The organism is Nonomuraea sp. CX421, assembly GCF_059358955.1.
This window is the reverse complement of sequence record NZ_JCADBK010000003.1, coordinates 426,305-440,457: the sequence shown is the minus strand read 5'-3', so window position 1 is coordinate 440,457 and position 14,153 is coordinate 426,305. Positions and strand designations below refer to the sequence as shown.

General features: G+C 64.6%; 14 protein-coding genes. 5 read left to right on the top strand and 9 right to left on the bottom strand.

Annotated features, from left to right (window positions below; translation table 11 throughout):
- Window positions 1–5: 5 nt before the first annotated feature.
- Complete coding sequence (locus AC5L3X_RS08040) at window positions 6–350, bottom strand: hypothetical protein (RefSeq protein WP_494856075.1); 345 nt, start codon at window positions 348–350, stop codon at window positions 6–8.
- Between the two features lie 145 nt (window positions 351–495).
- Between AC5L3X_RS08040 and AC5L3X_RS08035 the strand changes: the two genes are divergently transcribed.
- Window positions 496–1,230, top strand: coding sequence for an XRE family transcriptional regulator (locus AC5L3X_RS08035; RefSeq protein WP_494856074.1), 735 nt, complete (start codon window positions 496–498; stop codon window positions 1,228–1,230).
- Between the two features lie 164 nt (window positions 1,231–1,394).
- On the opposite strand, the gene AC5L3X_RS08030 is transcribed toward AC5L3X_RS08035, so the two are convergent.
- From AC5L3X_RS08030 to AC5L3X_RS08000, 7 genes are all read right to left on the bottom strand, one after another.
- The gene (locus tag AC5L3X_RS08030) at window positions 1,395–3,590 is read right to left on the bottom strand and encodes an ATP-dependent nuclease (protein ID WP_494856073.1); all 2,196 of its coding nucleotides are present in this window, start codon (window positions 3,588–3,590) and stop codon (window positions 1,395–1,397) included.
- 1,052 nt (window positions 3,591–4,642) lie between these two features.
- Entirely contained in the window at window positions 4,643–5,734 is a 1,092-nt protein-coding gene (locus AC5L3X_RS08025) for a helix-turn-helix domain-containing protein (RefSeq protein ID WP_494856072.1), read from the bottom strand.
- Between the two features lie 36 nt (window positions 5,735–5,770).
- Window positions 5,771–6,379 (bottom strand): hypothetical protein, encoded by a 609-nt coding sequence (locus AC5L3X_RS08020; RefSeq protein WP_494856071.1) that lies wholly within the window; start codon window positions 6,377–6,379, stop codon window positions 5,771–5,773.
- 262 nt (window positions 6,380–6,641) lie between these two features.
- Entirely contained in the window at window positions 6,642–7,373 is a 732-nt protein-coding gene (locus tag AC5L3X_RS08015) for a M15 family metallopeptidase (protein ID WP_494856069.1), read from the bottom strand.
- A gap of 98 nt (window positions 7,374–7,471) precedes the next feature.
- Window positions 7,472–7,708 (bottom strand): hypothetical protein, encoded by a 237-nt coding sequence (locus tag AC5L3X_RS08010; protein ID WP_494856067.1) that lies wholly within the window; start codon window positions 7,706–7,708, stop codon window positions 7,472–7,474.
- Window positions 7,705–8,130, bottom strand: coding sequence for a hypothetical protein (locus AC5L3X_RS08005; protein WP_494856065.1), 426 nt, complete (start codon window positions 8,128–8,130; stop codon window positions 7,705–7,707). Before AC5L3X_RS08005 ends, AC5L3X_RS08010 begins: the two co-directional genes overlap by 4 nt.
- Complete coding sequence (locus AC5L3X_RS08000) at window positions 8,127–9,911, bottom strand: MDR family MFS transporter (protein ID WP_494856063.1); 1,785 nt, start codon at window positions 9,909–9,911, stop codon at window positions 8,127–8,129. The genes AC5L3X_RS08005 and AC5L3X_RS08000 overlap by 4 nt, the downstream gene beginning before the upstream one ends.
- A 100-nt stretch (window positions 9,912–10,011) precedes the next feature.
- On the opposite strand from AC5L3X_RS08000, the gene AC5L3X_RS07995 reads away from it, so the two are divergent.
- On the top strand, window positions 10,012–10,614 hold the full coding sequence (locus tag AC5L3X_RS07995) for a TetR/AcrR family transcriptional regulator (RefSeq protein ID WP_494856061.1): 603 nt from the start codon (window positions 10,012–10,014) through the stop codon (window positions 10,612–10,614).
- A gap of 43 nt (window positions 10,615–10,657) precedes the next feature.
- Window positions 10,658–11,287, top strand: a complete 630-nt coding sequence (locus AC5L3X_RS07990) for a GAP family protein (RefSeq protein WP_494856060.1) — start codon at window positions 10,658–10,660, stop codon at window positions 11,285–11,287.
- A 33-nt stretch (window positions 11,288–11,320) separates the two neighbouring features.
- Here AC5L3X_RS07990 and AC5L3X_RS07985 read toward each other — a convergent pair whose 3' ends face one another.
- Window positions 11,321–11,713: an SHOCT domain-containing protein gene (locus tag AC5L3X_RS07985; protein WP_189127406.1), complete on the bottom strand. Its 393-nt coding sequence runs from the start codon at window positions 11,711–11,713 to the stop codon at window positions 11,321–11,323.
- Window positions 11,714–12,025: 312 nt separating this feature from the next.
- On the opposite strand from AC5L3X_RS07985, the gene AC5L3X_RS07980 reads away from it, so the two are divergent.
- Entirely contained in the window at window positions 12,026–12,712 is a 687-nt protein-coding gene (locus AC5L3X_RS07980; protein ID WP_189127407.1) for a response regulator transcription factor, read from the top strand.
- Window positions 12,709–14,133 carry a sensor histidine kinase gene (locus AC5L3X_RS07975; RefSeq protein ID WP_494856057.1) on the top strand — a complete coding sequence of 475 codons (1,425 nt, stop codon included), beginning with the start codon at window positions 12,709–12,711 and terminating at the stop codon, window positions 14,131–14,133. The genes AC5L3X_RS07980 and AC5L3X_RS07975 overlap by 4 nt, the downstream gene beginning before the upstream one ends.
- The last annotated feature ends 20 nt before the right edge of the window (window positions 14,134–14,153 follow it).

Sequence of the window (14,153 nt, the reverse complement as noted above, 5' to 3'; positions counted from 1 at the left end):
GGGTCTCAGAGCCGGTACGCGTCAGCGATCTTGTTGAGGTTGAAGCTGAGTTCGCCCTGCGGCTCGTGCCGCCAGCCCTGCCGGGCGGCCTGCTCGACGCGCTCGACCGCGGTCAGGAGCTGAACGCAGGAGGTTCGCTCGTCCTGCCGGTCGCCCCAGTAGAACCAGCGAAACGGCAGATGCACATACACCCGACGGCGGCGGCCCGTGGCGTCCAGCACCTCCACGCCCGGACGGCCGTCGTCCTCGATGAGGAACACCGCAGGCACGTTCCGCTCCACCAACTCGTTGCACAGCGCCGCCAGCAACGCCTCCTGGCAGGCGCGCTGGCGTTCCTTGAGGCCGTTCATCACCGGAGTGTCCCTTCGTCGTCACGGTCGATGTACATCGAGGTTCGCCCGCCGGCTGGAACCTCTACACCGCAACTCAGGGACGTCTGGGGACGTCTCGTGTTAGCTTCCCAGGCAGAAGGCCCGGCCTCACCGGAGGTGCCCTGTGAACGACAGCCTGCGCGACGCCCTCAGCAACGCCCGCCTCCACCCCACCGACATCGCCGCCCGCCTCGCCGTCGACCCCAAAACCGTGCACCGATGGCTGAACGGACGGACCCCCTATCCGCGGCATCGATGGGCGGTCGCGGACCTGCTTCAGGTGGACGAGGCGGACCTGTGGCCCGAGGTGGCACCGCAACGCCGGGCGATATCCGAAGAGGTGCAGGCCGTCTACCCGCACCGCTGGACTGTGCCGCAGGCCACCTGGCGCTACCTGTTCCAGGGCGCCACGCGCGAGATCGGCATCCTCACCTACAGCGGCCTGTTCCTCGCCGAGGACACCGGCATCATCCGCCTGCTGGCAGCCAAAGCCCGCGCCGGCGTCAGAGTGCGCATCCTGCTCGGCGACGAGAACGCCGCCGAGGTGGCCGCGCGAGGCGTTGACGAAGCCATCGGAGCCGCCGTCATGGCCGCCCGGGTCAGGAACGCTCTCAACCTGTACCGCCCACTCATGGCCATCGACCACGCCGAGATCAGGCTCCACAGAACCGTTCTGTACAACTCGATCTACCGTGCAGACAACGACCTCTTGATCAACACCCACGCCTACGGCACCCCCGCCGCCCAAGCTCCAGTCATTCATCTACGAGCTAGCGAGCCGCAGGCTGCAGCAGCCACCTACCTGACCAGCTTCGAACGCGTCTGGGCCACCGCCAAACCAGCCTCAGACAGCATCTGACGAGCCAAAACGGAGACGCGCCAAGATCAGAAAGCAACTTATCTGCACGTCATCAAGGCGCGTGCCGCCTGCGGCGTCTCGCGCATCGGGCGGTCGCTGGCCGCGCTGCGGCTCTTCGGCCGGTCGCGGCCAGCGCCGCCCGGAGCTGGACCCGTATGCCAATACTAGGCCGTGAGGACACGAAGCAATTCTATTATTTCTAGAGAAACTTCTTCACGCTTCAACTGCTCCGCAATACCCAGCCCATCACGCTTCTTTGCGAACCGGACACCGTAATGATCAAATACTCTCGCGAGTACGAGGTCGCCTGGAACTCTGCCTCTCCTGTCTTGTTCCCAGCTATTCGATAGTTCACTACGTGCTTTCTCTGCAAGCTTAGAGATATTCTGCTCAAGAGCTTGGATATCGTCCCTCACGCGGCCCAGCTCGGCGATAGTGGCAGCAATAAAGTCACCTCCGCTGCGCCCGATAATGGCATCCCTGTCCGGGATTAGGGGGCGGAAGGCCTGGGAGAGAACCACTCTTTCGACAGCGACTCCTTGAAGCTGCTCACAGGTATCGTCGATCAAAGAATCGATAACCTCTACCGACACCTCCTCGACTCCTTGATATTTTAGGTACCTTGCAATTGCAGATGCCTGCAGGAGGTAATTCTCTATCTCACGTCTCTTGAAGACCCACAGGCGGCCGTACTGCCCGAGCCGCTCCTGCAGTTTTGCTACCTCTTCGTCGGTTCTCTCATCGCGATCCAGAAGAAAGTGTATTTCGACTCGCCGCTTGGAGAGGAAGGACAGTACCTGGGAGTTGGCGTAGTAGGCGAAGTTGCGCGCCCCACCTATTGGAATGAACCCGATGCTACTGCGGCCGAAATTGAATCCAGCGGTGGCGGCCAGTGATCTAAGAATCCTCTCGTCCGTAGGGCCTTCTACGAAAACTAGCCGGTCGTACATGAATAGCGAACTTAGCCGCAGTCCGAGCTCTTGAGGGATTGCCCCTTCCGCTTCTTCTACATGTACTAGTTGCACGGAAGTCGAATTTGCGCGCGTGACCAAGTATACATTCTCGAACTCGGGTGTATCTAGGAAGTTAGTGGAGTGGGTGGTCAGGAATACCTGACAGGAGTTGCCGATGCTCTTTAGATACTGCAGCATTGCAAACTCCAGTGCCGGGTGAAGGTGCACTTCCGGCTCCTCGATGAGGAGGATGTCAGGCTGCTCGAATTCATAGTCGAGTATGATGCGTAGCGCTTCCCGGATTCCGGAGCCATTCACTTGAATGAGGAAGTCGTCAACATCAATCTCCGCCTGTGCTGGTTCAGGCCGGAGCGATGAATGTGTGGGTACGTCGGCAGTGAAAGCGTCGATACGGACGCCGAGCAGCTCTTCGACAAGATCCTGTATGCGGCGGAGGATATCACCTTGACCGCGGCTAGTCTTCAGATTGAGAATGCGTCGGGCTTCATCTTCTCCGATAGCTTCTCGCGACTCGGTCAAGTAGTGGACCTTGTAGCCCGCCATCATCGATATAAACGTTTCGAGGTAATCAGGAAGAGTTCCGGCTTCACCTGCAAATGTGTTGACGTGATGCTGGCTTTCCTCGCCCATCAAGCGAGACGCATGATCAACTAATGAGTTCGAGAGCTCCCTAGTAGATGTATTGAATTCTGCAAGGGATTCACTAGTTTGAAATACCCGTTCGATAAGATCTGTAGTTGGAGAACTAAGATCGTATCTTGAGAAGAATCGGCGGGCTGGCGGCCGAGTCGCACGCTCCTTAAGCGCGCGCCAATCGTCGGCGTCAAGTAGTCGAAGCGACAATCTGCGAGCGTCATCACGGAGTCGTGTAACTTCGCGATTTCGAGTGGCGATTTCTGCTGCGGCCTGAGTCGACATCGAGAAAATCTCTCGACCAAGCGATCCTTGCGGAGATGCAGTTCGTGTAACGAACTCTAGACGACTGATGAAGGCTATGCGCTGGGGTATCTGGCAGAAGAGCAGTTCACATTCGAGCAATGCGTCAGTTGGAATACTCTCGAGGGCGTTCCGTACTTGTGGAGCGGATGTCGATATGCTGTCACGAAGATCGGAGTGTTGCTCCGAGGAGAGCTCTAGTGTCGCGATTATTCTGCTAGGTGAACGCGTTTGTCGTTGAAACGCTTCGGTATCGATACTTAGGTAAGGGAGGTCAGAGGCAGAGGCGGCATGCTTAGCGAAAAATCCAAAAAATCTATCTAGAGCCTCGAGAAGATTTGATTTTCCTGAATTATTCTTGCCGATCAGGACATTCAGTTCGCCGCATGATTCGAAGCCAGCCTGCTGAATGCTGCGGAAATTCTCGATCTTGATGGAAACTAGTCGCATGGCTGGCTCCGTACTCCCGTCGAGGTGCAGTGTGCGACATACAACATAGAGCCTCACGGCCCAGGACGCCATACGGTAATATGGGACAATATACGCAAACAGCCCACCGTTAGTATGGGGCCAGGCATACCGTCGCCTCCAAGGGAAGTTCTGTATGGAGACGGTCAATCCTGCTGAAAGCGGGTCAGCTTGCTACGGGCTGTCCGATCCTCAGTCCGGCGGCCCTGCAGTACGGTTTCACTTACCGCAAAGCTGTCAGGTTCCAGAGAAGTGCAACAGCATCACCTTACTTGATCGCCTGTGTCCGATCTTCGTCTGTCAGCTGACCAGCCCAGGAGATCTTGGGTAGTGACTGGCTCCGTTTGTAAGCAAGCGCTCATCCGATGACATACGGAGCACAAGTTGTCGCCCGTCAAGGCCGTGACGATCGCTGACTTCGGATCTCGCCAACTATGGCTGGGGCGATCGACGCCGAAGCCCTCCTTCGTCGGGCCCCGGCACCGGGTGACCATGGCTGAGGCGACAGCAACGCTGACAGCAACGTCCCCACACGCCGATGCATCCGCACTACCGCACACACGCACCTGAGCACGGGCGCCATTAGCCGAGCAGGGCAATCGGTTCGCCTGGAAAGCGGAAGGCCAGGCTGCCGCGCCGTTTGCGGTGCTCGGGCCGGCGGCCCTGTGCTCCGGGTCGGCTTGCCATCGGATGACGCTGTGAACGTAGTCAACAGGTGACGCGGGACATCACTTGTACCTCAATCAATCAGATGCGGTGCAATGTTCCATGCTGGCTGCCGCGAGTCCGTGCTCGGCTTTCTTGCACGGAGGAGGTCTTTCGACGACGGGCTGTGGCGGTTCTGGATCGGCGGCGATATGGAACCGGCGCAAGTGTCGTTGTTGGTGAGGCGGGTGCTTCGCGTCGACGGTGGGGCAGCCCATTGCCGGGGTGTCGTTCTCGCGACCCGTCCACTTTCGGGCCGTAAGTCGTAACCAGGACAGGCGGCGTTCGTCGAAGTAACTCGCTGTGGATTATTTTCAGCCCAATGTCATTTAACCGTGAATAAGCCGTAGTTCCGGCCGCAATGGTGCTGAGTGTTCACGACCACCCTCAATCCTGATAGGTACAAGGCCGAATACATACTCATTAAGCTCTTCAGGGTAAATGCCCAACTGTGCCGCGACATCGCCTGACGTCATCTTCAACGGATGGCGTAGGACCTCGAAGATCTTAGCGAGTAGTTGGCTGCTCTCGCGGACCATGGAAGAGTCTGGTTCGCCTCGCCGGTATCCTCTACGAGCAAGTTCCTTAACTGTTTGACTGTAACGCCATTCAGACAGCAGTTCCAACTTGTGAAGCCGGTAGGTTAGTGCCATAGCGGAGACGCCCCATTTGCGCTTTGCGCTCAATATTCTATCGGTGGATGCGCTATGTAGCCGCTGAGCGATGACGCCCGCGCGTGGCATCAAAAAAGCAGATGCGAAGTCGTTCGCCTCGCTTTCTGAGTCGCGACCGTGCGGAATCCGATGTTCGCAGTGCAATAGAAGATGTCCCAGTTCATGCGCTGCGTCAAAGCGGCCCCGTTCGCCAGCCTTACGAGTATTTAGAAAGACAAATGGAGTACCGGAATGGATTGTCGAGAACGCGTCGATGTCTAGACAATCCGGAGGCAAGGAGAAAACGCGTACTCCATTGGCCTCCAATAGGTGCACCATGTTTGGTATTGGATCCTCCCCGAGCCCCCAGGCGGCGCGTACACGCTCTGCGGCTTCTTCTGGCTCTACGTGGGGGTACGTAGGGAGATTTGGGCGCGGAAGTTTGAAGAGCCCTTCCATCCAGGAATTAAATTCTATCGCCAGCGCGCCGGAGCTCAGGGCGCTGTCGCGCTCCAAGGCGCTCATCTTCGACGGCGCCCTGAAACTCACAGAGTCCAGTCGTATCTCTGCTGGCCGTGGCTCTTCAAAGAAGGTGGCCGGATAGCGAAGAGCTGAAGCCAATGAGGAAAGTGTTTCCAATGACGGTACTTTGCGCTGGTTCTCGAAAGCAGTGATGCTTTGCGCCGAGATTCCCGACCTGCGGGCCAACTCTGCCAAAGTCATGCGCCTACGCTTGCGCGCGATGACCAACCGTTCTGCGGTAAACACTTTCCTCAGCTCCTATATTGCATTTCTACTACCAGGTCAGTCCCCGAGTAGTTCCACTATTACTTCCGGTCCGCTGCCGTCGCCTGGGTCATCCAGAAGGGCGATGTTCGCGCCTGGGTCTCCCGTTTCAGGCAGGAATAGCGGAATGCGGTCCTGCCACTCGTTGATGAACTTCCCGCGCATTTTGACCGGAAGTGAGAGTTCGGCGATGACCGTGCCCTTGTCGCGCTTGTACAGCAGACACCATGTCGGGATCTGATCCAGCTCCCGTCCGTAGAGCACCTCGTCGTGGCTCATGAGGGCGAACTGGCCGTTCTTCTCGACCAGGCGCGCCATGGCAGTCCCTTTGGGGTTCTTCGACCTCACCGGGCGATCCAGGTCTCCTACGCCGCCCTCGGCGCTGATTGCGGTGATTGCGTGGCTCGCGCTGGGATGAATCATCCGAAGGATGCTGTCCCGGGAAGTACGGCCCCAGCCCTCAGGGTCGAGGGTTTCAGCGAGATACCGGTTAGTACGGCTCCAGAACATAAAGCCGGGCATTGCCGGCGCGTCGAAGTCGGTGCAGCTGCGGACGTCAGCAGCTGCCAGATCGAGCGCCCCATGGAAAAGGTCGATCGAGAAGTCGAGCTGCGCGAGGCGCGTCATGCACCACTCAGGATCCAGGTTTCGCAAAGCCCCTCCAGGCAACCGTGGGTTTCAAAAACCATACCTCACCTGAGGGGCGGTTTATGAAACCCTAGACAGGATCGCACACATGTTCGACATTGTCACCTTGCCTTGGCGTGTCGCGCATGCGAGGGCAGGGCACAACGAGGGCACATGAGGGCGTGAGAAGCGCGGAAACGTTGAGAGCTGGTGAGTAGCCGAACCGCAGGTCAGGACCATCATCGTTACATCGGCGCAGGTCTCAGCCGCCGCCCTTGGAGAAGTGCTGGTAGTCCTTGATGCCTGACCAGTAGCCGCCCCACTCCCAGCCCACCGAGGCGAAGGCGCGCACGACCTTGTCGCCCGGGTTAATCACACCCTTGCCCTTCATGGGGCGCTTGGTGAACTGTTCGGCGTTCTGGTGGGCGGTGCCGCCGCTGGCCGTGACGTACGGGTTCTCGCGCGGGTTGACGTCCACGGCCTTGCCGTAGGCGTGGTTGGACCAGTTGCCCGAGCCGGTGGCCTTGCGGCAGTTGAAGGCCGAGGTGTTGTCGGCCTCGATCGAGTCGAAGTCGTCGCCCTTGTAGACGTCGACGAGCCGCATCTGCCTGATCGGGAAGCGCATGTCGTACAACTTCCTGAAGGCGGTCGTGATGTCGCCGGTGACGCTCTTGTTGACGACGAGCTCGCCGGTGTGCGGGCGGTCGTCGAAACCCCAGTACGTCATGGTGACCAGGCGCAGGTCCTGGTAGCTGACGGGGCAGCCGGGACGCCACGAGTAAGGCAGCCGGTCCCGGGCGATCTTGGTGACCTTGGCGGTGAACTCCGGCGGGCCGGTGTGTGATGGTGAAGGCGACGGTGATGGCGAAGCCGAGGCCGGAGGAGTGCTCTGCGCCGGGTCCAGCCCGGTGCGGTCCGGCGCTGCGGCCGGAGTCTGCCCGGCGCATGCGACGACCGTGAGCGTCAGGCAGGCGAGAATGGCAGAACGCTTCATCTCGCCACCATATGCGACGTCTTGCCAGCTCAGAGGACTGTCAGGGGTGGCACGGCGTGCCGTCCGGCGGCCTGCTGGTGAAACAGCCGTCCAGGGGGCTAGTCGGCGGAGTGCCTTCCGCGACCGGTGATCTCGCGCAGCGCGTCGGCCGCGTACGCCACGAGGACGACGAACGACCCCCCGGCCAGCAGGCCGCCCACCCACAGGTCGTTGACCGTCGCGTCGGCGTAGGCGGCGCCGCGCGGCTGGTAGCCGACGGCGAACGGCGCGACGACCAGCCAGAGGCCGGCCAGGAAGATCAGGAAGAGGGCGGTCAGGCCCATTTTCGCCTTCATCGGTCGTCCTCCGCTCCGACCAGGGTGGTCGTGCCGTTCTGGCGGTGTTCGCCGGTGCGGTTCAGGTCTTCGCGCAGGGCTTCGACGAGCGGGGCGAGCAGGGTCGCCAGCTCTGCGGACGACGACTGCGGGGCGACAGGAGCCGGTTCGGGGGTGGGCCGGGGTTCGGGCCGTGGCCGCCGCTCTCGTACGGTGACCAGGCCGCGGGCGACGAGCTCCTCGTGGATGGACGCGACGAAGGCGGCCACGCCGACGACGCCCAGGACGGCCACGCCCAGGCCGGTGAAGAACTCGGACCTGGTCGCGCCGATCCAGTCGCCCGACTCGGGCTGGGTGCCCAGGGCGAAGGGCGCGATCATGAGCCACAGCCCGGCCATGAGCGCGAGGGCCGCCGCGACAGCGCCCACGAACTTGCGGATCATTGAGCGATTCCTCCCGTGACGAGGTCTTTCTGAGGGGGCGCCGCCTGCGTGATCAGGGCGCGTGAGGTGGGGCGGAGCACGGTTCGGGCGACGAACCTGGCGCGCTCCCGTTCGGACCGGTCATCTGGAGGGGCCATCCTGGCGACCGCGGTGAGCAGGGCGGACGGCTGTCCGTTGGCGCGCTCGACGCGCTGGGCGATGAGCTCCAGCAGCAGGCCCGCCAGGACCAGATCGTCCTTGCTGAGCGGCTCAGGTTCGGGTGCCGCGGGCAGGGTGGCGCCGCGCAGCGGCAGTTCCTTGAGGAAGAGCACGGCGAGGAAGCCGAGCACGGCGATCGGCACGCCCACCAGGAAGACGGTCTCCAGGCCCCGCGTGAACGACTCCAGGACGATGCCCTTGATGGGCTCGGGCAGGCGCTGGATCGCGTCGGGGCTGCCGAGCGAGGGGGTACCGCCGCCGGGCAGTTCGATGCGCGCGGCGCGCAGCATCTCCGTCATCTCGCTCATGAGGCGGTTGGTGAGGATCGCGCCGAATGCGGCCACACCCACGGCGCCGCCGAGCGACCGGAAGAAGGAGACGCCCGAGGTGGTGGCGGCCATGTCGCGCGGCTCGGAGCCGTTCTGGGCGGCGAGGATGAGCATCTGCATGGACAGGCCGAGCCCGACGCCCAGCACGCCCACGTCGAACCCGATCAGCCATTCGCTCGAGTCCACATGCAGCCGCGACAGCAGGAACAGCCCCACCGCAACGATCAGCAGGCCCGCCACCGGGAACGCCTTCCACTTCCCGGTCCTGGTGACGATCTTGCCGGAGACGACGCCGGCGACGAACAGCGCCAGGACCATCGGCAGCGTCATGAGGCCGGAGTCGGTCGGGCTCATCCCCTTGACGATCTGCAGATACTGCGGCAGGTAGATCATCGCGCCGAACATCGACATGCCCACGAACAGCGAGCCGAGGCTGGTGAGCACGAACGTGCGGTTCCTGAACAACCTGGGCGGCAGGATCGGGTTGCGGGCCGTGCGCTCCGAGAGCACCGCCAGGGCCAGCATGAGCAGGCTCACCGCACTGAGGACGTACGTCCAGACGGAGTTCCACTCGAACTCCTGGCCGCCGAGCGTGAGGAGGAGCATCAGGGCGGTGGCGCCGGCCGTGATGGTGGTCGCGCCCCAGATGTCGATCGAGGTGTCCCGCTTGACCGTGGGCAGCCGCAGCACCTTCTGGATCACCACGGCGGCGATGATCGCGAAGGGCACCACGACGTAGAAGCACCAGCGCCAGCCCAGCCATTCGCTGTCCACGATGAATCCGCCGAGCAGTGGCCCGGCGACGGTGGAGATGCCGAAGACGGCTCCCATGTAGCCGGAGTAGCGGCCGCGTTCCCGGGGCGAGACGATGTCGCCGAGGATCACCTGCGACAGGGCCGAGAGGCCGCCGACGCCCAGACCCTGCACGGCTCGGGCCGCGATGAGCTGGCCCATGTCCTGTGAGAGTCCGGCCACGAGTGACGCGGCGACGAAGATCCCCAGAGCGGTCTGGAAGAGCAGCTTCCGCCCGAACAGGTCGGACAGTTTCCCCCAGAGCGGCGTCGACACCGTCATCGTCAGCATCGTGGCCGAGGCGACCCAGGAGTACTGGTTCTGCCCGCCGAGCTCTCCCACGATCGTCGGCAGTGCCGTGCCCACCACCGAGGTGGAGATCATCGAGGTGAGCATGGCGAGCATCAGCCCGGACATGACCTCGAGGATCTCCCGGTGGGAGTACTGCCGGGTCTGGGTCATCAAGCCACCACATTCTCTGTTCAACATCGACGAACCCATCGAGTATACGTACGTTTACTAGCCGGGCGGCAAGCGGGGTGTGCCCGGTTAGAGTTCACGGATGGACAACCTCCAGATGGAGGCGCGGCCCAGGGACCGCGCCGCCACTCGGGGCCGGCTGCTCGCCGCGGCACGCTCGCTGTTCGCCGAGCACGGCTACGAGCACGTCACGGTGCGCATGATCGCCGCCGCGGCCGACGCCAACATCGCCCTGGTCGGGCGCTACTTCGGCTCCAAGGCAGGGCTGTTCGGCGAGGTGCTGGCCGGCGAGCCGACGATCAGCAAGGTGCTCGCCGGCGACCGGGAGGGTCTGCCCAGGCGGCTGGCCGAGCACACCGCCCGGCGCATGCACGCCGATCCCGAGAACCCGATCCTGCGCTGCCTCGAACGTTCGGCGGGCCACCCCGAGATCCAGGACCTCGTCCACGGGCGGGTCCGCACCGCGCTGGTCGACCCGCTGGCCGAGCTCCTCGGCGGCCCCGACGCGCAGGCTCGGGCCCGGCTGGTGGCGGCGATGTTCCTGGGGGTCGGCGCGCTACGCCGGCACCTCGGCCCCGAGGAGCCGACGAAAGCCGACATCGACCGGCTCACCGCCGTCTTCGAGGGCTGCCTTGCCGAACGCAGGGAGACTCCGGCCAGGGGAGAGACAGGAGCGTCCGGGTAGGTCAGGGGAGTGCACCAGCGCCGTCGTGACAGGAGAGGCGCCGATGAATCTGCAACTGCTTCCGCTGGCCGTCACCATGATGGCGGGTCCCCAGATCATGTCGGCGATCATCCTCGTCACGCACAGACGCGCGGTGCGGGTGTCGCTCGCGTTCCTGGCCGGCGTCGCGATCGCGGTGATCGTGGGCGTGACGGTGGCCCGGCTGCTCGCCCATCTGCTCTCCGGCGCCCTCTCGCTGGGTGACCCCGACGACAACGGGTCAACGGGTTCGGTCATCCAGTACGTCCTGGTCGGCCTGCTGGTGCTGGCGGCGCTCAAGAACTATCGGGGCCGCGCGACGTCCGAGCCGCCCGCGTGGCTGGGCCGGCTGCTCGACGCCGGCCCCGGCCGGGCCTTCACCACCGGGCTGCTGCTGGTCCTGCTGATGCCCACCGACATCATGGTGATGCTCACCGTCGGCGTGAACCTGGAGCAGAACGACTCACCGCTCCTGGCGGCGATCCCGTTCCTGCTGGCCACGCTGCTGCTGGCGGCCCTGCCTCTGCTCGGCTACCTGATCTTCCGGCGCCGGGCGGTGGCCGTGATGCCCAAGGTGCGGGACTGGATGAACTCCCATGGCTGGCTGATCAACATCTTCGTGTGCCTGCTGTTCATCGTCCTCATCCTGACGTGAAGGCACCCTGCGGACGCCGACCACGCCCGCCGTTCACGCCGCCAGCACCTTCGCCTTGGCGCGTTCGTACTCCTCCGGAGTGAGGTCGCCGTGGTTCTTGAGATCGGCCAGCCGGGTGAGCTCATCGGCCTGGCCGGTGCCGCGGCCGACCCGGCGTTCGACGGCCTCGTAGTAACGGGACTCGCGATCGACCATCGTGGCGACCTCGCGCCGGCCCATTTCCTTGCCGCGCGCGACCAGGTACACGAGGACGCCCAGCAGCGGCAGCACGATGACGAAGATCGTCCAGCCGGCCTTGCCCCAGCCGTTGAGCGTGTCGTCGCGGAAGATGTCGGCGATGACCCGGAAGAGCAGCATCACCCACAGAATCCAGAGGAAGAACCACATCATGCTGAGGAAGATGTTGAGTAGCGGATAGTCATCCATTTCGGTCGTCCCTCCTGTGGTCGAGCGTGCTCCCAGCGGCAACGGAGAGCGGGCGGCTCAGGACCCAGATGTCCACGATGAGCGGCAGGGCCGCAGATCGGTGCGCGGAGAACTCGACTGCCACCTGCCCGAAGCCCGACTCTCAAATCGGACAAAAGGGATATAAGGCGAAGGTTTTTGGCTTACTAACCCTTTGGGTCGGATTTAGGGGCGCGTGCGACGCTTGGGGTCTGGATACTGGTGGTCGCGCCGGCGGACCGGGGACTTCGGAGAGACAGTCGACCCGCCGGTCGCGGACACGGGGAGCATTCGATGACCGGCTACCAGATCCTCGCGGTCGACGACGACCAGGCGATCCTGCGCGCGCTCCGCCGCGGCCTGCGGCTGGAGGGGTTCGGCGTGGACACCGCCGACTCCGGGCGGCGGGCGCTCGAACTGGTCGGGACCCGCCGGCCGGACGCCCTCGTCCTCGATGTGTCGATGCCCGGCATGTCGGGCATCGAGGTGTGCGCGCAGTTGCGGGCAGCCGGGGCCGACGTGCCGGTGCTGATGCTGTCGGCGATGGACGAGGTGGCCGACCGGGTCGCGGGGCTGGCGGCGGGCGCCGACGACTACGTGGTGAAGCCGTTCGCCCTCGACGAGCTGGTGTTACGCCTGCACGCCCTGCTGCGCAGGGCGGGCCGCGCTCCGGGCGCGACGGTGCGGGCGGGACCGCTGACGGTGGAGCCGGACGCCCGCCGGGTGACCCTGAACGGCCGGGAGATCGAGATGACCCGCCGGGAGTTCGACCTGCTGGAGGTGCTGGCGCTCAACGCCGGCATCGTGCTGTCCCGGGACGTGCTGCTGGAACGCGTCTGGGGCTACGACTTCGAGGTGACCGGCAACGCGGTCGACACCTTCGTCGGCTACCTGCGGCGCAAGCTGGAAGCCGGCGGCGAGCCGCGCCTGGTGCACACCGTGCGCGGGGTCGGCTACGTGCTGAGGTGCCCCGCGCCGTGAGCCTGTCCACTCGCTTCGCGCTCTGCCTCGCCGTGCTGGTCCCGCTGATGGTGTCGTTGGCGGGGTGGCTCGTGCTGAGCCTCGTCTCGGCCGACCTGCGCGCCGAGCGTGACAGGCAGCTGATCGTACGGCTCCGGGCCCTGACGCCGATGGCCGCCTCGTACGCGTGGCGGGCCCGCGCGATCCCCGTGATCCCGCCGAACTTCCTCGAACAGCGGCTGACGGCGGCCGGCGGCGAAGGCGGCTTCCACATCGACACGAGCGGAGCCGGACCGCTGGTCATCGGGGACGTGCCCGCGACCCTGCCGCCACCGGGCGACGGGCCGGCTGACTTCACCGAGGGCGGGCGGCGATGGCGGTTCGTGGCCGCGCACCTGGGACGGCGCGACAGCGGCGCCCGGCTGTGGCTGTTCGACCCGGAGGAACGCCTGGCCGGGCAGATCTCCCTGCTCACCGAGCGGCTGGTGACGGTCACGCTGGCCGCGGCCGGGCTGGGCGCCGTGGCCGGGTTCACGCTCGGCAGGTTCGCGGTGCGGCCGCTCGCGACGCTCAGCGGGCAGGCTCAGGCGATCGACACCCCGGCCCGTACGGAGATCCGGCTGGCGACGAGCTCCGGAGTCACCGAGATCGACAGGCTGGCGGCGCTGCTCAACGATCTCCTCGACCGGCGCGACGCGGCGGTGGCCCGCACCGGAGAGGCGCTGGAGTCCGCCCGCGCCTTCGCGGCCACCGCGGCTCACGAGCTGCGGACCCCGCTGACCAGCATGGGCGCCAACGTCAGCCTGCTCGGCCACCCCGACCTGGATCCGGCGGAGCGCGACGAGATCATCGCCGACCTGGGCGCCGAGCACGGCCGGATCCAGCGGTTGATCACGATGCTGCGCCGGCTGGCGCGCGGCGAGTTGGTCGACCCCGCTACGTTCGCCGAGACCGACCTGAGCGAGATCGTCGGCGCCGCCGCCGACGACGCGCGGCGTCGCCATCCGGAGGCCGTGATCACTGCCTCGACCGCCGGCGCCCTGACCGTGCGCGGCTGGGCGGAGGGGCTCCGGATGATCGCCGACAACCTGCTCGACAACGCGGCGATCCACGGGCGGGATGAGCACGGCCAGGCCCTGATCACGATGGACCTGTCCGCCGACGGGGAGGACGTGGTCCTCACCGTCCGAGACCGAGGCCCCGGGATCCCGGAGGACGACCGCGAATCGGTCTTCACCCGGTTCCAGCGGTGTTCCGGCAGCCCCGGCTCCGGTCTCGGGCTCACCCTGGTCCGGCAGCAGGCGGCCCTGCACGGCGGCACCGCCACGGTGACCGGCGAGGGCGGCGGAACGTGCGTGGAGGTGCGCCTGCCCGCCTCCGGACACCCGCCGGAGCGCCCGGCCGGAGGTCGGTCCTGGCTCGAACAGCCCCCCAGGCCGTAGGTCTGCCAGAGATCTGCCAG

Excerpts from the sequence above, each read along its gene's own strand:
- AC5L3X_RS08040 (WP_494856075.1), bottom strand. The coding sequence starts at position 350 with ATGAACGGCCTCAAGGAACGCCAGCGCGCCTGCCAGGAGGCGTTGCTG.
- AC5L3X_RS08030 (WP_494856073.1), bottom strand. The coding sequence starts at position 3,590 with ATGCGACTAGTTTCCATCAAGATCGAGAATTTCCGCAGCATTCAGCAG.
- AC5L3X_RS08020 (WP_494856071.1), bottom strand. The coding sequence starts at position 6,379 with ATGACGCGCCTCGCGCAGCTCGACTTCTCGATCGACCTTTTCCATGGG.
- AC5L3X_RS08015 (WP_494856069.1), bottom strand. The coding sequence starts at position 7,373 with ATGAAGCGTTCTGCCATTCTCGCCTGCCTGACGCTCACGGTCGTCGCA.
- AC5L3X_RS08010 (WP_494856067.1), bottom strand. The coding sequence starts at position 7,708 with ATGAAGGCGAAAATGGGCCTGACCGCCCTCTTCCTGATCTTCCTGGCC.
- AC5L3X_RS08005 (WP_494856065.1), bottom strand. The coding sequence starts at position 8,130 with ATGATCCGCAAGTTCGTGGGCGCTGTCGCGGCGGCCCTCGCGCTCATG.
- AC5L3X_RS08000 (WP_494856063.1), bottom strand. The coding sequence starts at position 9,911 with ATGACCCAGACCCGGCAGTACTCCCACCGGGAGATCCTCGAGGTCATG.
- AC5L3X_RS07995 (WP_494856061.1), top strand. The coding sequence starts at position 10,012 with ATGGACAACCTCCAGATGGAGGCGCGGCCCAGGGACCGCGCCGCCACT.
- AC5L3X_RS07990 (WP_494856060.1), top strand. The coding sequence starts at position 10,658 with ATGAATCTGCAACTGCTTCCGCTGGCCGTCACCATGATGGCGGGTCCC.
- AC5L3X_RS07985 (WP_189127406.1), bottom strand. The coding sequence starts at position 11,713 with ATGGATGACTATCCGCTACTCAACATCTTCCTCAGCATGATGTGGTTC.
- AC5L3X_RS07980 (WP_189127407.1), top strand. The coding sequence starts at position 12,026 with ATGACCGGCTACCAGATCCTCGCGGTCGACGACGACCAGGCGATCCTG.